Source organism: Caballeronia sp. LjRoot31 (assembly GCF_964253885.1).
Taxonomy (GTDB): domain Bacteria; phylum Pseudomonadota; class Gammaproteobacteria; order Burkholderiales; family Burkholderiaceae; genus Caballeronia.
The window spans coordinates 251,379-274,623 of sequence record NZ_CAXURX020000003.1; the positions used below are offsets into that span (position 1 = coordinate 251,379).

The 23,245-nt window shown below is 60.2% G+C and carries 21 protein-coding genes and 1 pseudogene; 3 read left to right on the forward strand and 19 right to left on the reverse strand.

The annotated features are described in order from the left end of the window. Positions 1 to 2: 2 nt before the first annotated feature. The 18 genes from ACSQ8V_RS29905 to ACSQ8V_RS29990 form a co-directional block, all read right to left on the reverse strand. Positions 3 to 2,225 (reverse strand): copper-transporting P-type ATPase, encoded by a 2,223-nt coding sequence (locus ACSQ8V_RS29905; protein ID WP_436208182.1) that lies wholly within the window; start codon positions 2,223 to 2,225, stop codon positions 3 to 5. Between the two features lie 88 nt (positions 2,226 to 2,313). After that, complete coding sequence (zwf, locus tag ACSQ8V_RS29910) at positions 2,314 to 3,714, reverse strand: glucose-6-phosphate dehydrogenase (protein WP_436208183.1); 1,401 nt, start codon at positions 3,712 to 3,714, stop codon at positions 2,314 to 2,316. 339 nt (positions 3,715 to 4,053) lie between these two features. Beyond that, the gene (gene hypE / locus ACSQ8V_RS29915) at positions 4,054 to 5,112 is read right to left on the reverse strand and encodes a hydrogenase expression/formation protein HypE (RefSeq protein WP_436208184.1); all 1,059 of its coding nucleotides are present in this window, start codon (positions 5,110 to 5,112) and stop codon (positions 4,054 to 4,056) included. A 47-nt stretch (positions 5,113 to 5,159) separates the two neighbouring features. Beyond that, positions 5,160 to 6,299 carry a hydrogenase formation protein HypD gene (gene hypD, locus ACSQ8V_RS29920; RefSeq protein WP_436208185.1) on the reverse strand — a complete coding sequence of 380 codons (1,140 nt, stop codon included), beginning with the start codon at positions 6,297 to 6,299 and terminating at the stop codon, positions 5,160 to 5,162. After that, on the reverse strand, positions 6,296 to 6,511 hold the full coding sequence (locus ACSQ8V_RS29925; protein ID WP_436208186.1) for a HypC/HybG/HupF family hydrogenase formation chaperone: 216 nt from the start codon (positions 6,509 to 6,511) through the stop codon (positions 6,296 to 6,298). The genes hypD and ACSQ8V_RS29925 overlap by 4 nt, the downstream gene beginning before the upstream one ends. Beyond that, complete coding sequence (locus ACSQ8V_RS29930) at positions 6,502 to 7,662, reverse strand: Kae1-like domain-containing protein (RefSeq protein ID WP_436208187.1); 1,161 nt, start codon at positions 7,660 to 7,662, stop codon at positions 6,502 to 6,504. Before ACSQ8V_RS29930 ends, ACSQ8V_RS29925 begins: the two co-directional genes overlap by 10 nt. Next, positions 7,659 to 8,603 carry a hydrogenase nickel incorporation protein HypB gene (gene hypB / locus ACSQ8V_RS29935; RefSeq protein ID WP_436208188.1) on the reverse strand — a complete coding sequence of 315 codons (945 nt, stop codon included), beginning with the start codon at positions 8,601 to 8,603 and terminating at the stop codon, positions 7,659 to 7,661. Before hypB ends, ACSQ8V_RS29930 begins: the two co-directional genes overlap by 4 nt. Before the next feature lie 18 nt (positions 8,604 to 8,621). Further along, entirely contained in the window at positions 8,622 to 8,969 is a 348-nt protein-coding gene (locus tag ACSQ8V_RS29940; protein WP_436208189.1) for a hydrogenase maturation nickel metallochaperone HypA, read from the reverse strand. Further along, the gene (locus ACSQ8V_RS29945) at positions 8,962 to 9,456 is read right to left on the reverse strand and encodes a hydrogenase maturation protease (protein WP_213764880.1); all 495 of its coding nucleotides are present in this window, start codon (positions 9,454 to 9,456) and stop codon (positions 8,962 to 8,964) included. The genes ACSQ8V_RS29940 and ACSQ8V_RS29945 overlap by 8 nt, the downstream gene beginning before the upstream one ends. After that, positions 9,453 to 10,967, reverse strand: coding sequence for a Ni/Fe hydrogenase subunit alpha (locus tag ACSQ8V_RS29950; RefSeq protein WP_436208190.1), 1,515 nt, complete (start codon positions 10,965 to 10,967; stop codon positions 9,453 to 9,455). The genes ACSQ8V_RS29945 and ACSQ8V_RS29950 overlap by 4 nt, the downstream gene beginning before the upstream one ends. Before the next feature lie 19 nt (positions 10,968 to 10,986). Next, positions 10,987 to 11,574, reverse strand: coding sequence for an NADP oxidoreductase (locus ACSQ8V_RS29955; protein ID WP_255631400.1), 588 nt, complete (start codon positions 11,572 to 11,574; stop codon positions 10,987 to 10,989). Beyond that, on the reverse strand, positions 11,571 to 12,302 hold the full coding sequence (locus ACSQ8V_RS29960; RefSeq protein WP_436185384.1) for a 2Fe-2S iron-sulfur cluster-binding protein: 732 nt from the start codon (positions 12,300 to 12,302) through the stop codon (positions 11,571 to 11,573). Before ACSQ8V_RS29960 ends, ACSQ8V_RS29955 begins: the two co-directional genes overlap by 4 nt. Next, on the reverse strand, positions 12,299 to 14,122 hold the full coding sequence (locus ACSQ8V_RS29965; RefSeq protein WP_436185385.1) for an NAD(P)H-dependent oxidoreductase subunit E: 1,824 nt from the start codon (positions 14,120 to 14,122) through the stop codon (positions 12,299 to 12,301). Before ACSQ8V_RS29965 ends, ACSQ8V_RS29960 begins: the two co-directional genes overlap by 4 nt. Before the next feature lie 169 nt (positions 14,123 to 14,291). Continuing rightward, positions 14,292 to 15,326, reverse strand: a complete 1,035-nt coding sequence (locus tag ACSQ8V_RS29970) for a zinc-dependent alcohol dehydrogenase (RefSeq protein WP_436208191.1) — start codon at positions 15,324 to 15,326, stop codon at positions 14,292 to 14,294. Positions 15,327 to 15,359: 33 nt separating this feature from the next. Then, on the reverse strand, positions 15,360 to 16,811 hold the full coding sequence (locus tag ACSQ8V_RS29975) for an NAD(P)(+) transhydrogenase (Re/Si-specific) subunit beta (RefSeq protein ID WP_436208192.1): 1,452 nt from the start codon (positions 16,809 to 16,811) through the stop codon (positions 15,360 to 15,362). A 10-nt stretch (positions 16,812 to 16,821) separates the two neighbouring features. Next, complete coding sequence (locus tag ACSQ8V_RS29980; RefSeq protein WP_436208193.1) at positions 16,822 to 17,184, reverse strand: NAD(P) transhydrogenase subunit alpha; 363 nt, start codon at positions 17,182 to 17,184, stop codon at positions 16,822 to 16,824. A gap of 28 nt (positions 17,185 to 17,212) precedes the next feature. Further along, positions 17,213 to 18,394 (reverse strand): NAD(P) transhydrogenase subunit alpha, encoded by a 1,182-nt coding sequence (locus ACSQ8V_RS29985; RefSeq protein ID WP_436208194.1) that lies wholly within the window; start codon positions 18,392 to 18,394, stop codon positions 17,213 to 17,215. A 29-nt stretch (positions 18,395 to 18,423) separates the two neighbouring features. After that, positions 18,424 to 19,806 (reverse strand): NAD-dependent succinate-semialdehyde dehydrogenase, encoded by a 1,383-nt coding sequence (locus tag ACSQ8V_RS29990; RefSeq protein WP_436208195.1) that lies wholly within the window; start codon positions 19,804 to 19,806, stop codon positions 18,424 to 18,426. Between the two features lie 1,201 nt (positions 19,807 to 21,007). Between ACSQ8V_RS29990 and ACSQ8V_RS29995 the strand changes: the two genes are divergently transcribed. The 3 genes and pseudogenes from ACSQ8V_RS29995 to ACSQ8V_RS30005 all read left to right on the forward strand — a co-directional run. Beyond that, positions 21,008 to 21,238, forward strand: a complete 231-nt coding sequence (locus ACSQ8V_RS29995; protein ID WP_436208196.1) for a hypothetical protein — start codon at positions 21,008 to 21,010, stop codon at positions 21,236 to 21,238. Positions 21,239 to 21,315: 77 nt separating this feature from the next. Further along, positions 21,316 to 21,957, forward strand: coding sequence for an H-NS family nucleoid-associated regulatory protein (locus tag ACSQ8V_RS30000; RefSeq protein WP_436208197.1), 642 nt, complete (start codon positions 21,316 to 21,318; stop codon positions 21,955 to 21,957). A gap of 332 nt (positions 21,958 to 22,289) precedes the next feature. Continuing rightward, positions 22,290 to 22,400: pseudogene (locus ACSQ8V_RS30005) on the forward strand (IS6 family transposase); the annotation flags it as partial. Between the two features lie 30 nt (positions 22,401 to 22,430). Here ACSQ8V_RS30005 and ACSQ8V_RS30010 read toward each other — a convergent pair. Further along, positions 22,431 to 23,234: an enoyl-CoA hydratase gene (locus ACSQ8V_RS30010; protein ID WP_436208198.1), complete on the reverse strand. Its 804-nt coding sequence runs from the start codon at positions 23,232 to 23,234 to the stop codon at positions 22,431 to 22,433. Between the last annotated feature and the right edge of the window lie 11 nt (positions 23,235 to 23,245).

Genomic DNA, 23,245 nt, shown 5'->3' on the forward strand with positions numbered 1-23,245 from the left:
AGTCAGGTTGGCGCGCCGTGGAACCTGACCGCCTTGAGGCGTAGGGCATTTCCGATTACCGACACGGAACTGAATGCCATGGCGGCGCTTGCAATGACAGGGCTTAGCAGGATGCCTGACCACGGATAAAGAACGCCCGCCGCGATCGGTATCCCGATCAAGTTGTAGGCGAAGGCAAAGAACAGGTTTTGCCGGATGTTCTTCATCGTGGCGACGCTCAACTGCCTTGCGGTTGCGATACCCCGCAGGTCGCCTTTGACAAGGACGATGCGCGCACTATTCATCGCCACATCCGTTCCTGTCCCCATTGCTATGCCAACATTGGCTTGCGCCAGGGCCGGCGCATCGTTCACACCGTCTCCAGCCATCGCGACAACATGTCCTTGCTCCTGCAACTCTTGCACATACTTATGTTTGTCTTGCGGAAGCACCTCGGCTTTCACGCCGTCCAGAGCCAGAACCTTCGCAACGGCGTTAGCGGTTACCGCATTGTCGCCCGTTAGCATGATGATCTTGATTCCGGACGCTCTAAGCTGCTTGACTGCCTCGGGCGTCGTGGCTTTGACTGGATCGGACACACCAAGGTAGCCGGCCAGCTTGCCGTCGACCGAAAGATACATAACCGTTTGCGCGTCTGTCAGCAGTCGTTCCACGCCCACTCTCGCGGCTAAGTAATCGACTTTCGCGTCATCCATCAGCCGTGCGTTACCGAGCAGGACGCTATGGCCATCGATCGTCCCGCTTATACCTTTACCGGTCACTGAATTGAAGGCAGACACGGATGAAAGCGTGACATTGCGTTCGCGTGCCTCACTGACAATAGCTTGCGCCAGCGGATGTTCGCTCTGCCCCTCGAGGCCGCCTGAATAAGCGAGCAGCAAAGTTTCGGTGAATCCGTCAAGCGCGATGACTGCACGCACCCGTGGCCTACCCTCCGTCAACGTCCCGGTTTTATCGACCAGCAAGGTATCCACTTTTTCCATCAGCTCCAGCGCTTGCGCATCTTTGATAAGGACACCTTGTTTCGCCCCTCGTCCGACACCCACGATGATCGAAACTGGCGTAGCCAGGCCGAGCGCGCACGGACACGCGATAATGAGTACGCTGATAGCCACGACAAGAGCGTTTCCGAGCACCGGCTGCGGTCCGAAGAGCATCCAGACCGCGAACGAAACGGCCGCGACCACCAGCACCGCCGTGACGAACCATCCCGAAACCTCGTCGGCAATCTTCTGAATGGGCGCGCGAGAGCGCCCGGCCTCGGAGACCAATTGAACGATTCTCGCGAGCAGGGTCTCGCTCCCGACCTTCTCGGCCTTCATCAGAAAGGATCCGGTCTGATTCACGGTCGCCCCTGTGACGTTGCTGCCGGTTACCTTCTCTACCGGGATCGGTTCCCCGGAAATCATGGATTCATCGACGCTCGATCGCCCTTCCAAGACCACGCCATCGACAGGAATTTTTGAGCCGGGTTTGACGCGCAGAGTGTCACCCACGACAACCATCTCGAGCGCAACGGTTTCTTCCGTACCGTCGACGCGCACTCTATCCGCCGTTTGTGGCGCCAGCTTCAACAAGTCCTGTATCGCGCCGGTGGTCCGCGAGCGCGCACGCAGTTCAAGCACCTGCCCTAGCAAAATAAGCGCCACGATTACGGAAGAAGCTTCGAAATACGAAGGCAGTTCACCCCCGCGTCGAAACGCATCGGGAACACTGGCAGGAAAGAACAAGACGAAAAGACTGAAGAAATACGCTGCCCCAACCCCTATGGCAATAAGGCTGAACATGTTCAACTGCCACGTGGCGAAGGATCTCCATCCCCGTGCGAGAAACGGCCATCCAGCCCATAGAACGACCGGTGTCGCCAGCAAGCCCTGCAAGCATTGCGACCACGAGACGGACAGGAGATGCGGAAGCTTGAACGCTTGCGCCATGCGATTGATCGCGTCGTTCGGATCCGGAAGCCCGACGTCATGTCCCATGGTCAGCCACAGCAGGGGCACCGAGAAGACCACCGCCATCCAGAAGCGGCGAGTCATATCCCTAAGCTCAATAGAAGACTGCTCCGTCAAGACGGGGGCAACCAACTCCAGCGTCATGCCGCAGATCGGGCACGCGCCGGGGTTCGGCAACCTTATCTGGGGATGCATGGCGCAGGTGTAGACCGCTGCAGGCTTTGGCGCATAGGCGGGCGCGGCGGATACTGCTGGGGTGACAGACTTCATGGCTCACTCCGATAGCTAAACCTGCGATTCGTGTACACGCTGCCTAGCGTATCACCGTGGAATCGCCGTTGCCGGTGTGAAAGCCACATCATCCGGCATCGCCCTCGTTCGTGGCGTTTGCAACCGGGCTATGCCAGCCGCCATCACGCGCGATAAGCTGTTCGCTTTCTGCCGGTCCCCAGCTCGGCGATTCGTAGTACCTGATTGGAACGGTGTTCCCAAGAATGGGTGCAACGGTGCGCCAGGCAGCCTCAATGCTGTCATAGCGCGCGAATAGCGACGCGTCCCCCAGAATCGCGTCGCCGAACAGGCGTTCGTATGGCGCCATTTCATCGCCAGGATGACGATGTGCGAGGAGTTCCACCGTTTCGCCTGCCATGACCTCGCCAGGGACCTTGACGCGCGCGCCCACCGAGATCAGCACGTCGGGGCTGATCCGGAAGCGGAAGTAGTTTGATTGGCCCGATGCTGCGGTATCGAAGACTGCGTGCGACGGCGATTTAAGTTTCACCATGATCTCGGTACCGGTCACGGGCATCTGTTTGCCGGCCCGGATATAGAACGGCACGCCGGCCCACCGTTCGTTCTCGATATGCAGACGCAACGCAACGAAGGTCTCAACCTGGGAATCAGGGGCGACGCCGGGCTCATCCCGGTATCCACGGAACTGTCCTCGCACTGTCTCGTCCGCAGAGATTGGCTGCATCGCCTCGAATACGCTCAGTTTCGCATCGCGCATTGCATCGGGATGATCGGCGACCGGGGGCTCGGCCGCCAGCAATGAAACCACTTGCAGCAAATGATTCTGCACGACATCCCGGATAGCCCCGACGCCTTCGTACATACTCCCACGGCCCTGCACCCCGAATGATTCAGCCATGGTGACCTGAACGCTCGCTACATAGCGACGATTCCATACCGGTTCAACGAGCGCATTCGCAAAGCGGAAGTACAACAAGTTCTGGATCGGTTCCTTGCCCAGGTAATGATCGACGCGGAACACGGCCGATGGCGCGAAGGATTTCATGAGCAATGCGTTCAGGGCCTGTGCCGAAGCGAGATCGCTCCCAAACGGTTTTTCAACCATCACGCGGGCATTTTTGGCGCAGCCCGACCGGGACAGGCCATCTACCACGACCCCGAATATTTCCGGGGGAAGGGCAAGATAGTACAAGGGCTGTCCGGAGTTGCCGAGGGCCTCGCGCAAGTGCCGGTAAGTCAGCTCGTCGCGGCAGTCGCCTACGACGTATTGCAGTCGGGAAGCGAGTTTTTCGAAAGCCGCAGCGTCCAGCGTGGCGTGCTTTTCGATGCTGTCTCGCGCCCGCGCGATGAAACGATCGTTGTCCCATGGCGATCTGCCTACGCCAATTATCGGCATGTCGAGGCGACCATGTCGAATCATGGCTTGTAACGCCGGGAAGATCTGCTTGTATGCCAGATCGCCGGTAGCGCCGAAAAAAACAAATGCGTCCGACCGGGGTGCGACCATCTCAAGCCCCTGCTTTCGGGGTCGATCTTTCCGGATGGCCTTCGAATTCGTTTCGCATGACTGATAATATTTTGTCAGAAAACAATGCTTCACCGCGCGAGGTAAACCGCTCGAAGAGCGCAGCGTTCAATCCAGTCATTCCTGCTTGCATCGTGAATCTCCGTGGAGGTCAGTTGAAACAAACGAGAGCGTTTTTCATCTCTGCATCTCGCGTTGTTTGTTTCGATGGACGCCGACTTGGAACGCAATCGCATCATCATCGACTTTGATGATAGTCGTCACCTGGTCGACTGTGCAGGCTCGGAAACTACTCACTTTCTGGTGGTAATACACACGAGATCAACAGATGCGCGGCAGCGGCTCGCCGCTCAGCCAGTCGACAACGCGCCGTCCACCAACACATGTGTTCATCTGGATAAAACAATTCTCGTCTTCTGTGACGCTGCCTATACACGCGGCTGCGTGGCCCAAAGAGTGTGCATGCATTGCCGCCAGCACCGCCGCTGCAGCCTCCGGCGCGACGATCGCCACCAGCTTGCCTTCGTTGGCGATATACAGCGGATCCAGGCCGAGCAATTCGCAGGCAGCATCGACCTGAGGCAGTATGGGAATAGCAGATTCCTCCAGCATCATGCCCACGTTGGACTGCCCCGCGATCTCATTGAGCGTGGTCGCGAGCCCGCCGCGAGTGGGGTCACGAAGCACATGTATCGCGCCAACGGGGGCAGCCGCCAACATCGCCGCGACCAGCGTGTGTAATGCAGCTGTGTCGGATTTGATCGTGGTCTCAAACTCCAGCGAAGCGCGTTGAGACAACACCGCGACGCCGTGCTCGCCGATCGTTCCCGACAGCAACACCGCATCGCCGGGCCGCGCACAAGCCCCGCCGATGACGCGTCCCTCAGGCACTGTGCCGATCCCCGTTGTGCTGATGAAAACGCCGTCACCCTTACCCCGCTCGACTACCTTCGTGTCCCCGGTGACAATAGGCACGCCTGCATCAAGCGCGGCACTGGCCATCGACTGCACGATGCGTTTAAGCTCCGCCAACGGCAAGCCTTCTTCGAGGATGAAGCACGCGCTCAGGTAGAGCGGCGTCGCTCCCAGCATCGCTACATCATTGAGCGTGCCGTGCACCGCAAGGCAGCCGATGTCGCCGCCGGGAAAGAACAGAGGTGAAATGACATGCGCGTCGGTAGCCATGACCAACCGTTGGCCGGCAGGCACCGGCAAGAGCGCCCCGTCATTGCCCTGCCGCAGGAATTCATTGTCGAAAGCGCGAGTGAATATCTCCTCGATCAACTGTGCCGACAGACGGCCGCCCGCGCCGTGGTTCATGTCGATGCGGCCATGCTTCATATCCAGAGGACGTGTGTAATGTCTTTTCGGTGTATCCATGGATCGGCGATCTCGATCAAAAGTGCGTCACGCTGAGTACTGCAACTTCATGCGGCCACCACCGGGATGTCCCGGAACCTTCCGTATGAGTAGTGCGCCGCACACGAGCCTTCACTCGACACCATGCAGGATCCCATCGGATTGTCCGGTGTGCAGACGGTGCCAAAGAGCTTGCAGTCGATGGGCTTCTTGACCCCGCGCAGGATTGCACCGCATTCGCATTGCTTATGGTCGGGCACCGCACGGTAGTTCAGATCGAAGCGACGCTCGGCGTCGAAGAGCGCATATTCCGGGCGAATCCTGAGTGCACTCATCGGCACCTCACCCAGTCCGCGCCACTCGAACGTAGCGCGCACTTCGAGCACCTGCGCCGTCACAGCCTGGGCGCGAGCATTGCCTTCGCGATTCACCGCACGCGTAAATTCATTCTCGATCTCGGCGCGGCCATCATTGACCTGGCGCACCAGCATCAGGATGGCCTGCATCACGTCCAGGGGCTCGAACCCGGCGATTACCACCGGCTTGCGATGGGTCTTGGCAAACCCCTCGTAGGGACCCGATCCAATCACGATACTCACGTGGGCCGGCCCGACAAAACCGTCGATCTCGACCGTGCCGTATTGACGCACTTCCGGGGATTCAAGGATGTGGGTAATGGCGGCCGGCGTCAGCACGTGGCAGCACAGCACGCTGAAGTTTTTCAGCCCTTCACACGCTGCTTGCTGGATAGCCAGCGCGGTCGGCGGCGTGGTGGTCTCGAAACCGATGGCAAGGAATACCACTTCGCGTCGTGGGTTGTCGACGGCGAGCTTCAATGCATCGAGCGGGGAATACACCATGCGGATGTCGGCGCCGCGGGCCTTGGCACGCATCAGGGACAAGCCGTCCGATGCCGGTACCCGCATCACATCGCCGTAGGTACACAGCATCACGCCGGCATCGAGTGCGAGACGTAAGGCCATGTCCACACGCCCAATGGGAAGCACGCACACAGGGCAACCGGGGCCGTGGATCATGCGTACATTTGGAGGCAGCAGATCCACGACGCCATAGCGGGCTAGAGCATGTGTGTGGCCGCCGCAAAACTCCATGAAACTGTATCGCCGGGACGCTTCAGCTTCTCCCGCGATGTTGGCGGCAATGTTGCGGGCGAGCGCGCCATCACGGAATTCATCGACGTATTTCACGTGGCCAGCTCCGCGAACAGTTTAAGCGTTGCTTCCGCTTCCTCTATGTCGAGCATGCCGATGGCATAACCCACATGAACGATCACATAGTCGCCGACCTGAACCTCGGGCACCAGCGCAATCGAAATTCGTTTCCGCACGCCACCAAGGTCGACGACGGCCATGTCCATGCCGTCGAGCGCTATAACACGAGCAGGCAACGCTAGGCACATGATAAGGTTTCCTCAGCAGATAGCATTCCTTGACCGGCATTGATGGTGCAGCCCGCCACCCACGCCTGACCTAGCGCGAGGCCCGCATCGCCACAACTCACGCTTTGTGGTCGCAACACCACCAGGCTCGCGCCTTGCAGCGCTGCGCTCAGACGTTCGCTAAGGACCTGGTTGAGGAAACAGCCGCCCCCCAGAATGACGGTTCGGGTGCCATGTGCGCGCGCAGCCTCGGTGGCCGTGTGTGCCAGACCAGCGGCCAGACCCAGGTGAAAAATCGCCGCACCGTGCGCGCTCGACGCGACGCCCTGGCCGGCCATCGCGAACAATTCGGCTACGAGCGGCGCCAGATCGAGCGAGGTCCATTGCACGCTGAATTCGGGGTGGGCCTCCAGCCACATTCTGGCCTGCTGCTCCAGTGCAATGGCCGCTTCTGCTTCGACTGTTTGGTGAACGCACAGTCCCAACGCGCCAGCGGCAGCGTCGAACCAGCGGCCGGCACTTGTCGTGGAGGGACTGTTGACCTGACGCTCCAGCAGGCTGCGCACGACGCGCGCCGCAACCACGCCAACCACCGGAGCGAACCTTGCTTCGATTTCGTCGGTACGGCCCAGGCGGTGCAGTAGGGCAGCGGCCATGCGCCAGGGTTCGCGCGCAGCCACGTCGCCGCCGGGCAATAACAAGGGCGCCAAATGATCCAGTCGACGCCACCGATGGGCGGCCGAATCCACCCAAAGTACTTCGCCACCCCATGCGCTGCCGTCGTCGCCCAAGCCCACACCATCCAGCGCGAGGCCGATGACAGGACCGGCTACTCCTTGCTCGGCCTGGACCACCGCAATGTGCGCATGATGGTGCTGGACAGCGATCGCCGGAACGCCCAGACGGCCCGCCAGCGCCTGTGCAACGTGAGTACTGTAAATATCCGGATGCAGGTCATGTGCCACAGCCTGCACCGGCCCCGATGCGGCACGCAGCAGTTCCTCGACCGAGTCGTCCAGCGCCTCGCGGTTGGCTGCGCCGACGAGATCTCCGTGCGGGGCGGACCACAGCACTCGCTGGCCATCGATCAGGCAGGCGGTGTTCTTCAGGTATGCACCGCAGGCCAGCACGCGCGCGGGTGCCGCTTTTGGCAAGCGGGCTGAATGGATCATGGCGTCACGCCGGTTGACGCCGTGATCCGTTGCGCAGCAGTGTCGTGCCCGAACGGTTCGGCCACCGGACGATGATCCGGGTCACCGCACTGGGGCAACAGCCAGTCCAGCCAGCGGTCCATGCCATCGCCGGTCGTGGCCGACACGAGCAGCACCTCGATGCCGGGGTTGACTTGTCGGGCGTACCCGATGCATCTGGACACATCGAAACTGACGTAAGGCATGAGGTCGATCTTGTTGATCACCATCAGTGTTGCAGCGGCGAACATGTCCGGATACTTGAGAGGCTTGTCCTCGCCTTCAGTCACCGACAACACCACGACCTTGGCGGCCTCGCCCAGATCCCATAGCGCCGGGCAAACCAGGTTGCCGACGTTTTCGATGAACAGCAGCGCATCGGCACCGTGAGCACCGTGGCCGTGATGCGCGCTTGCGTGCAGATCGAGACGCGCGAAAGCGTCGCCCACCATTTGCGCATCCAGATGGCAGCCGCGGCCGGTGTTGACCTGGATCGCCGATACGCCGGTGGCGCGAATGCGGTCCGCATCGACGCTAGTTTGCTGGTCGCCCTCGATCACCGCCACGCTCAAGCCCGGCCTGCGGATCTTGAGCGCGTTGATGCTCGCGCAAAGCAGCGTTGTCTTGCCCGAGCCGGGGCTGGAGACGAGGTTGAACGCGCTCACGCCATGCGCCGCGAAATGCGCTCGATTGCGGTTTGCCAGGCGCTTGTTCTCGCCCAGCACATCGGCTTCCATGTGGATGGTGCGCGCCTGGCTGATACCGGGCACCGACAATCGGGCGGCGCCAACGCCATAGTGAAGATCGCCGTCACCCGTCTCCATAGGTGCATGGAAAGCGCTGGAAGTTGTTTCCCCCGCATCGGTGCGCTGGGAGTTTGACTCGGAGCTTGATTCGGCGTTACAGCCGCAGACGACACACATGACCCTCTCCTTCAAAATTCAACCGTCGAACACCACGAGGTCGACCACGCGTAGCTCGGAGCCCCCGGTGGTCTGCAAGGTGAAGCTGCCGCATCGCGGGCAGGGTTCAAGATAGCTTTCAATCTCCACGCTGGCGGCGCAGTGCAGGCACCGGGCCGTGCCGGGAATCTCGTCGATGGTGATCTTCCCCCCTTCCAGACAGGTGCCGGGCATCATGGCAGTGAGCGCGAAACGCAGGGCCTGCGCTTCGACACCGGCCAACGCGCCGATCTCAAGACGCAGTTGCGAAACCCGCCAGAAGTGCTCGCGCGCGGCAGCTTCTTCGACCATGCGCAGGATGCCGCCAGCCAGGCTGATTTCATGCATGCATGGCCTCAGGCGCGATGGCGGGCGGCGGTACGCTATTTCCTAACCAGGCTTGCCCCCAGGCCAGCGCTAGCGCCAGGTGTTCGAGCGCGAGCGGTCCGGGCGGCTCCCCTAGTTCGAAACGCATGCCTCGAATTGCCAGCAGCGTGCATGGCGGCGGATTGACGCGGTACAGGTCGCGGTACACCTGCATCACTGACGGCGCAGACATGGCGTGCGTGGTGAAGGTCGCGTCACGCGCCGGACTCAGCGATGTAACCTCGAACGGGGCTGTGCAAGTCAGGCTGGCATCGACGAACAGCACGCGCTCACGACACACGAGGTCCAGTGCGTGCTCGATTTGAAGCTGATAGTCTTCGAGAAACTCCACACGGCTGTCGTTCGCTGACCCGGCCCACGTGCACAATTGCTGCACGAACAACGGGCCTAGCGCGTCATCGCCACGGCTCAGATTGCCCCACCCGCACACCAGCATGGGAGCAATCATGGGAGCGGCTCCACGAACGCCTGGGCGTTGCGCACCATCTCGCCATGCGGCGACTTCACGACGTGATCGACTAGTTCACCGTCAGCCCCAAGCAGTACAACATCTAGCGGCATCTGACCCAGCGCATGCGTGGCGCACGACAGGCAGGGGTCAAAAGCACGGATAGCCACTTCAATACGATTGAGGAGCCCTTCGGTCAGCTCGCGGCCATCCAGATACTGACGTGCGACCGAGCGCACCGCCTCGTTCATCGCCTGGTTGTTGTGCGTGGTCGAGACGATCAGGTTGCACATGCTCACCAGGTCGTCGGAACCTACTTGATAGTCGTGAATGAGGGTCCCGCGTGGCGCTTCGATGATACCCACGCCCCCTCCCCGGCGCTCGCCGCTGGCCATCAATTCCCCTTGCAGGATGTCCGGGTCGTTGAGCAGATCCTTGATGACCTCCACCGTATGCAGCACCTCGATCATCCGCGCCCAGTGGTAGGCAAGCGTGGCGTGAACCGGCGCGCCTTTGCCCCAGGCGACGAACTCCTGGCGCTGCACTTCCGCAAGCGGGCTAGGAATGAAGTCGCAATTTTGAACTCTCGCCAAAGGTCCGACCCGGTACCATCCGGCATCACGGCCGAGGCTTCGCAGGTGGGGAAACTTCATGTACGTCCAGGGCCTGGCCTCTTCTTCTATCAGGTCCATGTAGCACTGGTCGCTCGCGCCATCGAGAATGATCTTGCCATCGGCGTCGCGCGCACGCAGCACGCCATCGTAGAGATCCATCGCGCCATCGGCTCGAACGAGTGACAGCATGTTGGAGCGAAAGCTCCCGAAACCGTCATACAGGATGGGGTTTTGCGCGTGCAACTGTTTGGCGATGTCCACGGCATCGGCCGCCCAGGCGATCATCTGGTCCACATCGCGATAGAGCAGATCGCGTTCGGCCTGGCTCACGTGCTTGTTCACTCCGCCGGGTATCGCGCCAGTGCCGTGGATGCGCTTGCCCGACGTGACGCGGATCAGCTCCTGCCCGAATTTGCGCAAGAGGATGCCCTTCTTCGCGATGTCCGGGTGTGCCTGCGCTACGCCAACGATGTTGCGCAGGTCGGCTTCCGAGTCAAAGCCAAACAGCAGGTCGGGCGACGCGAGATAAAAGAAGTGCAGCGCATGCGATTGCATGACCTGGCCGTAGTGCATCAGCCGACGGATCTTCTCCGCACTGCGCGTAATCGGCTGTGCGCCGACCACGAGATCCATCGCCTTGGCCGCCGCGAGTTGATGCGAGACCGGACAGATGCCGCACAAACGCTGCACCATCACCGGGACTTCCCAATAGGGACGCCCTTCGATAAATTTCTCGAAGCCGCGGAACTCGACGATATGCAGGCGCACCTGCTTCACGCGATTCTGCTCGTCGAGCAGGATCGTCACCTTGCCGTGCCCTTCGACGCGCGACACCGGGTCGATAGCCACGCGGCGCAGGCCTTTCGGTTCTGCGGCGGTTTCGAGGTCGAAGCTCATTGCGTTTTGGTCCTCGCTCTCAGTCGTAGTGCATCAACGCGTGACCGAGTTGCGGTGTGCGTCCGGCCATCAGGTCGTTCAGGAAACTCCAGAATGCATCCGCCGACGGCGGGCAACCGGGCAAGAAGTAGTCGACATGCACGACTGCATGGATCGGACGCACCTGCCGAAGCAACAGCGGCAGTTCGGGGTCGTTTGGAATCTCGCTGCCTTCGCTCAGGCCCGGGCGGTCGTGATAAACCTCGCTGAGCAAGACGCCCAGCTCGAAGCGATTGCGCTCGGCCGGCAAGCCGCCATTAATGGCACAAGCACCCATGGCCACCAGCGTCTTGCAGTGGGCACGAAACGCGCGCAGCACGAGCACGTTCTCGGAATTGCACACTCCCCCTTCAATCAGTCCGATGTCGCACTGGCCGACTTCCTTGATGTCGGTTAGCGGCGAGCGGTCAAACTCAATATGCTGGATCAGCTCCAGCAGACGCTCGTCGATGTCGAGGAAGGAGGTGTGGCAGCCGAAGCAACCCGCAAGCGAAACGGTGGCGACCTTCAACTTGGCGGGCCGGGGGGCTACGTCGACGTTCATGGCCGGATTCATGACAGGGCTCATGACGCCTCCTGCGTGTCCGCATCGGCCGCCGTGTGCGGGTCGTACCGGCGCTCGCCGATCGGGATCACGAAGCCGCGCCGCTTGGGCAGGATCGCACCGACAGGGCAAACGCTCGCAGCCCGGTCGGTGAGCGCCATATCGGTATCGACCAGCTTTCCGCTCATGCTGTTGACCACCAGATGCGTTCTGATCCCGTGACCCGCGATGGCGAAAACGTCTTTGCCATCGACATCATGACTCGCGCGCACGCACAGCTCGCACAGGATGCAGCGGTTGAAGTCAATCATGACGTCTGCGTGGCTTGCGTCGATCGGGCGTCGCGGGTAGAACTCATCGAACAGTACGCCCTCCATGTTCATCTCGTAGGCCGTCGCCTGCAGCAGGCAATTGCCGCTCTTTTCGCAAGAGGGGCAAAAGTGATTGCCTTCAATGAACAACATCTGAATGAGCATCTTGCGATCGGCGTTCAGCTCGTCTGTATTGCTTTCGACGACCTCGCCTGCGGCGGCGTGCAAGGTACATGCCGAGCCGGCGCGGCCCTTGACCTTCACGGTGCAAACGCGGCATGAGCCCTGCGCAGGAAAGTCCGGATGCCAGCATAAGTGCGGGATGTAACGCCCCGCCCGCCGTGCTGCCTGCAGAATGGTGTCGCCCGGCTCAAAGGGCACGTCGTCACCGTCGAGCGAGAACGTGGCGCCTGTATTGCCGGTCTCGGCGAGCGTAGTCATGAGGCGCTCTCCAGGTGCGCCGCCGCGTCATCTCGGCCGGTTACGCGGCGTGCGTCCGCAAGCTCGGCGTCGAGATCGAATGCTGGCTCGAAGTGCAGCGACTTCAGCCGTCGCTCGTAGGCAGGCCGAAACTTGACGATGGTGTCGTGAAGGGCGTTGCAGGCCGAGCCGCCCAGGCCGCAATGCGTGGTGCCGTGCATCAGCTTGTCAATGCTGCAGAGTAAATCGACGTCATGACGCGAGCCTCGGCCGGCGGCGAGTTTGTCCATGCTCTTGACGACCAGCGCCGTGCCCACCCGGCACGGCGTGCAAAAACCGCAACTCTCCTCGGCGAAAAATCCCGCATAGTTGCGTGCCACTTCGAACATGTCTCGCGACCGGTCGAACACCATGAATGCACCCGCCGTAGGTACGTCTTCGAACCCTATGCGACGACCAAACTCTGTCGCCGGGAGGCACTTCCCCGACGGGCCGCCGACCTGCACCGCCTGGGTGTCATGCGCGCCGCAATCTTCGAGGATGCGATCGATGCTCGTGCCCATCGGATACTCATAAATACCCGGCCGATCGCAATCGCCCGATACGGAATGGATGTTGGTGCCAGTTGACTTGGGCGTGCCGATAGCCGCCCACCAGGCGCTGCCTTGCAATGCAATGTGCGTCGCGGCGCACAAGGTTTCAACGTTGTCCACTGCAGTAGGTTGCCCGAGATAACCGTGCTCTGCGGGAAACGGCGGACGGATACGAGGCGTACCACGCTTGCCCTCAAGGGACTCGATCAGCGACGACTCCTCGCCGCATACATACGCGCCGGCGCCGACATGAATCTCAATGTCAAAATCAAATCCAGCGTGTCCCTGAATGGCGGTCCCCAGCAAATGCGCATCGCGGCGGCGCTGCAGCACATCGCGCAATGGCTCCAGCAGGTAGCGATATTCACCACGCAAATACATCAATCCGTGCCGGGCTCCGATCGCGAGCGCACCAATCGTCATGCCTTCAAACACCATGTCGGGGTGACTGGTCAGCAGCACGCGGTCCTTGAAGGTTCCGGGCTCGCCTTCGTCGGCGTTACACACCATGTAGTGGTCGCTGCCCGCCGCATCGCGGCAGAGTTCCCATTTCTTGCCGGTGACAAAACCTGCGCCACCGCGTCCGCGCAGGTTCGAGATCGTCATCTCGTCTACCAAAGCGCGTGCTCCGCGCGCCAACGCGGCAGCAATGGCTGCGCCGGGCGGTAACGGAGTGCCTAGCAGGACATCGGCGCGTCGGATGTGGTCATCCACGCGAGACCAATGCGCCGGCCAGTCAGAGACCGCCACCCTTGCTTCGATCAGGACAGCGATCGCAGCAACGCGCTCGGCGTCGAGCCGGGTGACAACCTGATGGTGGTTGATCAGTAACGACGGTCCCTGATCGCAAAGGCCGGTGCAGGAACAGAAATCCACACTGACCCGGCCGTCGGCGCGCATGTGACCCGGCTCAACCGCCAGGCGCTGGCACAAGTCGGCCAGCAATGCAGCGTTACCTTGCATACGGTCGGTAATGTTGTCGCTGAAGAGTATGCGGTACTCGCCCACCGGTTCGGTGTGAAAGAAACGGTAGAACGTCGCGACGCCCTCAACATGGGCAAGTGTCAGCCCAAGCGTGTCCGCCACATAACGCAGCATGTCGCGCGGCAGCCAGGTATGCAGCGCCTGTGCCTCACGGAGGATCTGCACCAGCGCGTGCGGATCGCACGCGTGGCGCGAGACGAGCGACTCGATGGCCTCGTTTTGGAAGCTGGCGGGCTTCGACAGAAAACCGTGTGCACTAGTCACGACAGATCGCCCCCATGTCTGGACCGATGCGCTGATTGCGTCGGGCGGTGAAGTTCAAGCCAACGATAAAGCACCCTCTTTCATCGCTCGATTTGCATGCACAGAGTAGCCCGCATCCGCCGCTGGGCGATAGCCTCGGAAAATACTCAGGCCTGGTCTATTGCGCCGCTCAATGACTCGTGAACTCCAGCACCACGCGGGAAGGCACGTCGCCGTGCGCCAGCCGATGGAACACGTCGTTGATCGCCGATAGCGGCTGCAACTCGATATCCGCCTTCACCTTCCCGTCCGCGGCAAAGGCAAGCGCTTCGGCCATGTCGCGGCGATTGCCGACGAACGAGCCCTTGATCGTGATGCAGTTGGCTACCACGTCGAACAAGGGAGTCGGGAATTCACCCGGCGGCAGGCCCACCAAAACGCAGGTTCCGTGCTTGCGGGTCATGCCTACACCCTGCTTGAACGCCCCGAGCGATGGCGCGGTAATCAGCACACCATGGGCGCCGCCACCGGTGGCCTTCTTGACGGCGGCGATCGGGTCTTCGTCCCGGGCGTTGACCATCACGTCAGCGCCCAGACGTTTGGCGTGGGCGAGCTTGCCGTCGTCGATGTCGACCGCGCAAACGTGCAGACCCATGGCCTTGGCGTACTGGATACCCAGATGTCCCAGGCCTCCGACGCCTGAAATGACGACCCATTCGCCCGGACGGGCCAGCGTTTCCTTGATGCCCTTGTAAGACGTGATGCCGGCGCAGATAAGCGGGGCTGCATCGCGGGCGGCCAGATGCGCCGGAATGTGCGCTACGTAATTGGGGTCCGCGAGGATGTACTCGGCGAAGCCGCCGTTCTTTGTATAGCCGCCGAACTGAGCTTCCGGACACACGGGCTCGCGCGCCGCGAGACAATATTCGCAATGTCCGCAGGCGGAATAGAGCCAGGGCACGCCAACGCGGTCGCCCTCTTTCACGGCCGTGACACCCGCACCGATTGCAGTGACAATGCCAATCCCCTCGTGACCCGGGATGAACGGTAATGAAGGCTTCAAGGGCCAGTCTCCATTCGCGGCATGCAGGTCGGTATGACAGACGCCACAGGCCTCGGTCTTGACCAGCACCTGCCCTGTTCCTGGCGCTGGAATGTCGACTTCCTTCAGCACGAGCGGCTTGCCGAACGCTTCGACAATAGCGGCTTGCATCTTCGTTTTCATGATCTTTCCCTCGGTTAATATATGTCAGCCGCTTTACGCCACGGCGGGCAAATTCAGGCCTCTGACTGCCTCGATCATCTTGACCAGCACGGTCTGCGCATCGCCATACACCATGTCGCAGTTATCGGCGTAGAAAAGGGCATTGACGATACCGGCGTAGCCCTTGCCTTCCCCACGCTTGATCACGAATACTTTCTTGGCGTAATCAGCGTTGAGGATCGGCATGCCGTAGATAGCGGAGGATTTATCAGTGCGCGCGGCCGGATTCACCACGTCGTTGGCGCCAATCACAAGGGCCACATCGGTACTGGCGAACTGGTCGTTGATGTCCTCCAGTTGAACAATCAGGTCGTAGGGCACACCCGCCTCGGCCAGCAGCACGTCCATCTGACCCGGCATCCGGCCTGCAACCGGATGGATCGCGAACTTCACCGACACGCCGCCCGCCTGCAGCAGTTTGACGAACTCGAAGAGCTTGCCCTGGCCTTGCGACACGGCGAGGCCGTAGCCCGGCACGATGATGACCGACGCCGCATAGCGCATCGCGATACCTGCGTCGCCCGGCTGTATGGGCTTCAGGCTGCCTTTTATCTTCCCCTGCTTGTGCTTCGCCACTTCTCCGAAGTTCGTGAAGACCACGTTGCTGACGGAGCGGTTCATCGCCTTCGCCATCAGCAACGTCAGCAGCATGCCGGCAGCACCCACCACCATCCCCGCGATCATCAGCGCCGGGTTCTGAAGCACGTAGCCCTCAAGCCCCACCGCCAGGCCCGTGAAGGCATTGAAAATGGAGATCACGACAGGCATGTCGGCGCCGCCGATCGGCAACGTCATCAGGATGCCGAGCGCCAACGCGCAACCAAAGAACAGGTAGATCGTGGTCGGCATGGCCAGTACCAGTGCGGCCTTGTCCGCGCTCGCCACGACAATGTATGCGCCGACCGCGACGGTCACGAGCATCACCAGCGCGTTGAAGGCTTGCTGGCCCTTCACCCGGACCGGCTTGTTGATGACCCCGTCGAGCTTGGCCCAGGCGATCAGCGAGCCCGACAGCGACACCGCGCCGATCAACGCTCCCAGCAAGGTCACGATGAGCTCCGTCTCGCCTTGCGCCTTGTTGCCGAACAACTCCACGGCGGCGATAGCGCCGGCCGCACCGCCGCCCATGCCGTTGTAGATCGCGACCATTTGCGGCATGGCCGTCATTGCCACCTTACGGCCGCTCCACCAGGCCGCGCCTCCCCCAAGCACGAGGGCGACGACAGCCAGGCCGATGTTCACCGGCAGGTTAGAACGCGCAGCAGTGTCGACACCGAAGGCATAGAGAAAGCTCGCGAGCACGGCCACCGCCATGCCTATTCCAGCGACGAAGATGCCCGAAGGCGCCGTCACGGGCGATGACATGCGGTGCAGTCCATACAGGAAAAGAAAGGCAGCAGCCAGATCAGCCGCACCGATGCCGAGTTGTTCAATGAGGGTCAGCATGGCGGCGTCCTCAATGCTTCTTTGCGTGGATCGACTTCACGCGAGCCGTCTTGCCGTGGCCGCCCCGCTTCGCGGGAGTGCCGCTTGTCTTGAACATCGCCAGCATGCGGTCGGTAACGGCATAGCCTCCTGCGGCATTGCCTGCGCCGAGCAGCACGGCGAAGAAGCCGATCACCTGCTCCTGCACCGTCGATGCGTTCAGAAGCGCATAGATTCCGCCCACCACCACGATACCGTGCACGAAGTTCGAACCGGACATCAAGGGCGTATGAAGGATCGCCGGCACGTGTCCGATGATGACCCATCCCGCGAAAGCGGCGAGCATGAAGATGTAAAGGGCAACGAAGCCGGAGATGCTGATCTGGAAGTCCATGCGTGTGTCCTCTGTCGGCTCGTGATATCTAACTGGATGTGGCCGGTGCCGCTTTCTCAGGCGGCACGGCGGGCGTGTCCGATCTTGCTGCTTTGTCGCCTTTGTCACTCTTGGCAGCTTTGTTCTCACCCGCATGCGTGAGAACCGTGTTGGCGAGTATTTCATCGCTCCAGTCGATCTCGATCACGTTGTCTTTCATGATCAACGCGAGCAGGTTGTACTGATTCTTCGCATACAGTTCGCTCGCGTCCTCTCCAAGCATTGAAGGTACGTTCAGCGGAGCAACGATCGTCACGCCACCCAGTTTTACCGTCTCGCCGGGGCGCGTGTCCTCGCAATTACCGCCCCCCTCGGCTGACAAATCCACAATGACGGCGCCGGCCTTCATGCCCGCAACCTGCTCGTGGCTGATCAGCTTGGGCGATGCCTTGCCTGGGATAGCGGCCGTCGTGATGATCAGGTCGGCTGCCTGAATATGCTGTGTGAGTACTGCCGCAACCTTGGTCTTTTCCTCTGCGCTTAGCTCGCGGGCATAACCGCCTTTGCCACGCGCATCGACGCCGGTCTTCACGAAGGTCGCACCTAATGACAACGCCTGCTCCTCCGTTTCGGGACGCACGTCGTAGCCTTCTACAATCGCGCCAAGCCGGTGAGCCGTGGCGATAGCTTCAAGTCCCGCGACCCCCATTCCCATCACGAGTACATGGGCCGGCCCGAGGGAGCCCGCCGCACTCGTGATCTTCGGCAGCACGCGCGCCAGATGCGTCGAGCCAAGCTGTACGGCGTAATATCCGGCGAGCGCCGCCTGGCTTGAAAGCGCGTCCATTGCTTGCGCGCGGGTAATGCGCGGCACCCGCTCCATCGCGAAGCAGGTAATCTTTTTCTCGATCAAACGCTTCACCAGTGCAGGCTCGTTGTGCTCATAAATGAAGGAAACCAGGATCGAACCCTCCTTCATCGCATTGATTACATCGAGCGCGGGTGGTTGAACGGCAAGTACGACATCTGCATTCCTAACCAATTCGCTTCGATCCGCCATGAAGACCACGTTCTCGAAGGCCGCGTCGTTCAGATCGATAGCCGCTCCTGCGCCGGTTTGCATGTGCAGTTTCGCACCCAGCTTGATCAGCTTGGGAATGACGGCGGGCACGAGCGCCACCCGGCGCTCGTGTGCCTGTGTTTCCTTTAGCACGGCAACGTTGATGTACATGTCGGAGTTTCCGTGGCGAGTCGTGACAGTCAGGTCGGAGCGTTCAGGTCAGCGGTGCGGACCAGCTTTTTATTGACGAACTCCTGAATCCCCATGTTGCCAAGCTCCCGCCCGTAGCCGGAATACTTGATGCCTCCGAACGGCAGTTCGGCGTCGGACCAGTCAATGTTATTGATGAACATCATGCCGGTGTCGACCTGGCTGGCCACGCGCTTGCCACGCGCCTCGTCCCTGGTGAAAACGGAGCCGCCCAGTCCGAAGTCCGAGTCATTCGCGAGAGCAATCGCGGCGGCCTCGTCCTTGACGCGGAAGAACGAGACGACCGGGCCGAAGAACTCGTCACGGAACGCCGGGTTGTCGGGCTTGATGTCCGTGAGGATCGTCGTTTCCATGAACGAACCAGGCCGGTCGATGCGCTTGCCACCCATGAGCAGTTTGGCGCCCTTGGCCACTGCGTCGTCGACCTGCTTGAGCAGTTGTACCAGCGCCGCCTCGGTGGACAAGGGACCATGCGTGGTCTTCTCGTCCATCGGGTCGCCAGGCGTAAGCGCCGACAGAGCGAGCTTGAACTTCTCCAGAAACTTGTCGGCGATGGAATCGAGAACGATGAATCGCTTCGCGGCGCAGCAGGTCTGGCCGGCGTTGTACATCCGCCCCCATACAGCCCATGGAATGGTCTTTTCGAGGTCCGCGTCGTCGAGCACGATAAACGCGTCGCTGCCGCCGAGTTCCATCGACGTCTTCTTGAGGTTCTGCCCCGCCCGGGCCGCAATACTTTTGCCGGCCGCGACGCTGCCCGTCAATGCCACGCCCTTGATTCGCGGGTCGTCGATAATTTGCTCTGACTGTTCATGCGAGATCAGCAGGTTGGTGTAAGCGCCCTTCGGTGCACCTGCGTCAATCCAGAGCTTTTCGAATGCAATCGCGCATTGCGGTACGCAGCCCGCGTGCTTGACCACCAACGTGTTGCCCGCCATCAGTTGCGGTCCGGCGACGCGCGCAAGCTGATAGAATGGAAAGTTCCACGGCTCCACGCAGAAGAGCACGCCGAACGGGCTGCTTTCCATGTGGGCTGCGCCTACTTTAGGATGGAGCTTGGTCGGCGCCAGGAATTTTTCAGCGTGCTCGGCATAGTAAGTGAGGATGTCGGCGCTGAACTTCACTTCGCCACGCGCTTCGTCAATCCGCTTGCCCATCTCCAGCGTCGCCAGCTTCGCGAAATCATCAACGTGAGCGCGCATCAGTGAGGCGGCCTTCCCTACGATCGCAGCACGCTCCGCGTATGTGGTGTGCTTCCAGGTCTGGAAGCAGGACTCGGCGGCGGCGAGCGACTTTTCCAGCTGTGAGTTGTTCAGTTGATCGAAGCTCTTAAGGATTTCGCCGGTGCCAGGGTTGACGCTTTGGTAGGCCATTGTCTTGCCCTCTTCAGGTAGAAGTTTTCCGGAGGTCAGGGAGACGACCTCAAGTGTGTTGAATCAACTTTTATAACTGCATTAGTTATACTGACTAGTAACTTTGGAGACGTTAAATTTCAGCCTAGTTAAGCCACGCATACTGAAGCCGCGCATGCGCATTGCGTGCCCGCAGAACCCGCTTCAACAAAACGGTATCTGACGTTGACCTTTGAGTTGATGCCCCATCATAGACTGTGTCCACACTAAAACCAGCCTCGGAAACTACTCAGTGCTTATCCGGCTTACCGGCGATGCGCCATGACACAAATCGGACACGACACCACTTAAGCCGCAGACCCTGTTTAAAAGAGCATCCACCTGTGCAAGCCCCGCTTTGAGGGAAGGAGTCCCCTGATATTCCGTCCGGTTCGGCGAAATTGGATAATAAAAAGTCTCGTCTATTCTCCTTGGCATCGGGCGAATGAGTCGTTAGCAACGGGACGAAAATTTCCGAACTATCCCAGGCCCGGGAGCACCTTGACTTGGATCAAGCGTCCAAGCATTTCCTCACGAATTTATTCGGCAGTAGACCGAGGCATTATGATTTTCGTCACAACTCGGATTCGGCAAACTAAGTAGTTTCCGATCCCACCCAGCCAAGGTTTTGCGAATTACATTGATCAGTTAGGACCGAGATGGCTTCGCTATTTCATCGCCGGAGGTGCTGTCCCGCAAAGTGAAAATACGTCTCCCTATAGTCATGAAGCCAAGAGTATGGTCATGGCGCTGCCAAAAAATAAGACTGACTATGCGGAGCAGGAGATTCCCGCGTTCTCCTAAAGCGAAGTCGTACCCTGGATGGTCCGCGAGCTTACTTTTGTGAAGAACACGGACGGTTCGATCATCGTGTACTTCACTCCAACGACACCAACAGGACATAATGCAAACTGACTGTACACTGCGGCGAGCAAGAAATGGTTCGGGATTGTCCGGCTCTACGACTCGAACAAACCACGCTTCAACGAGACATGACGGTTTATCGGCATTGAGCCAGTTTGGGCATTGAGCATGCGGGGAAAGTATGGCAGCCCTTCGATGGTTGTATGCCAGCGGCAAATCGACTACGGGGTTTGTAAGGTCGAGATGTTCGTCGAGGGTCGACTCACTGAGTATCCGGGGGAGCGCCCGTGCTCACAAACGCACGATGAGGATATATCAAATGGAACCGAAGTCTTCTAACCCGGATAAGCCGCCGCGCCGAAAATTATTGCTCAGCAAAGTACACATCGCTCTCGCTGCCATTGGTACGTTATCCTCGGTAGTCGGCATCGGAGTCGCGATAGATGGCGGGCTTGAATTCAACAGAACGAAGGTCTTTGTCGGTGTTGGAATCATAGTCGTTTCGACGATTCTCTATATTTCCATGCTCTTCATCCCGGACGTTGAATAGGACGAAGACGCTATCAGCGCTTTCGCAGTTGTGACGCTCATGGCATAGTGCGGCCACGTCCATTAACGGAGGCCAACATGCCAACGCTCGAACAACTTCATGAAAAGATGAAAAAACTGCAGGCGCAAGCCGATGCATTGATTGCAAAAAAGGCGCAAGCAGCGGTCGACCAAATCCGAAAAATTATGCTGACTCACGGCTTGACTACGGCGGACATCGAGGCGAAAGCAAAGGCAAGACGAGAAACGAAAGCAGCCAACGGCATTGCTTCGAACGTCCAGGCGAAGGTTGCCGGCACTCTAAAGAACGGGGCTCTACCGAAATATCGTCACGCCAAAACAGGCGCGACATGGACTGGCCATGGCCGCGCTCCGGCCTGGATTGCTAACGTCAAGGACCGCACCAGGTTTTTGATTACGAGTGGTACTGATGCTGCTCGTGCAACGAGCGTCGGTACTGCTGGTAAAGCGAAGACTGCACCCGGGAAAGCAGCGGATGTCGCCGGCGCTCGTGCTCATAAGGGACAACGCAAAGGTCCGCAACCCGCGAAATATTTTGACCCCAAGACCGGCGCGACATGGAGTGGGCGTGGTCCGGCGCCGGCGTGGCTTGCGGCTGCAAAAGACCGGACGAAGTTTTTGATTGCCGATGCCGTCGCGACGAAGACGAGTACTGCAAACAAAGCGGGTAGACCGAAGTCCCCGCCAAAAAGGAAGTGACAGAGAAGGCCGCGACGGTCGCTGAGTCGACGACCTGAGCACTGCCGTCAGTTTCCCGGTGGGGCAGCGAAGCGCCCGGCCCACCGGTAACTGATTGACGCGATGTTTTATTGAGCTTGTGGCATTTAATGCTCGACAGCGTAGCCTCCAACCGCCGTAACGACCATATGTATTCGGCATAGTGGCCTGCTCCTGCAGTCTGGACACACGTCGCAATTTTTGGGTCTCGGCGGGTGCATGGGCTACGCAATTCTGAACGCGACGCCCCGCTAAAGCCATTCGCAAAATATGTCGCTAACTGCCATTGTCAAGTTGCAGGATCGGTGGCGTAAATTGGCACACTGACGAAATCGCTCTATGACGATCACCATTTCCCAGCAGTGGTCGTCAGTTGGGCTGTGCGTTGGCACTTCCGCTTTCAGTTAAGCTTGCGCGACATCAAGGCCAACGCGTGAACAACTGCGTTCGCCACCTTACGTTTCGCGCCACCGCGGCGTGCGTTTCTGAATGAACGCCTCCGTTCCCTCAAGCGCTGCGTGGTCCAGCATGTTGCGCGCCATCGTGTCTCCGGCCAGTTGGTACGCCGTATCGATGCTTGCCTCCAGTTGCCGGTAGAAAAGACTTTTGCCGGCGGCGATCGCTACACGCGGCTTCTCGCTGATACTTACCACGAGTGCATGAACTGCATCGTCCAGCCGCTCGGGCGTGGCGACTCGATTCACAAGTCCGCGCTCACACGCGGTTTGTGCATCGATATAGTCGCCGGTCACAAGCATTTCGAATGCGGCCTTGCGAGACAGATTGCGCGACAGCGGCACACTCGGCGTCGAGCAGAACAATCCCAGATTGACCCCCGACACGGCGAAGCGAGCCGTGCTTGCGGCTACCGCCAGATCGCACATTGCGACCAGTTGGCAGCCCGCCGCGGTCGCGACTCCGTGCACGCGTGCGATCACGGGCTGCGGCATGCGCTGGATGGTCAGCATCATCTGCGAGCATCGAGCAAACAGAGCCTGGTAATACTCGAACGACGGTTTGGCGCGCATCTCTTTCAGATCGTGGCCCGCGCAAAACGCACGGCCCGCGCCCGCAAGCACGACGACGCGCGCATCTGATGCAGCCACTTCATCCAGACTTCTCTGCAGCGCGTCGATCAATGCTTCGGATAACGCATTAAATGATTCGGGACGGTTCAGCGTTATCCGCGCTGCGCCGGGCACCCCGTAGATATCCTGATCGATGACCACCTGCGGGTCTGGATTGGCGCTTTCGTTCATGTTCGCCTCCG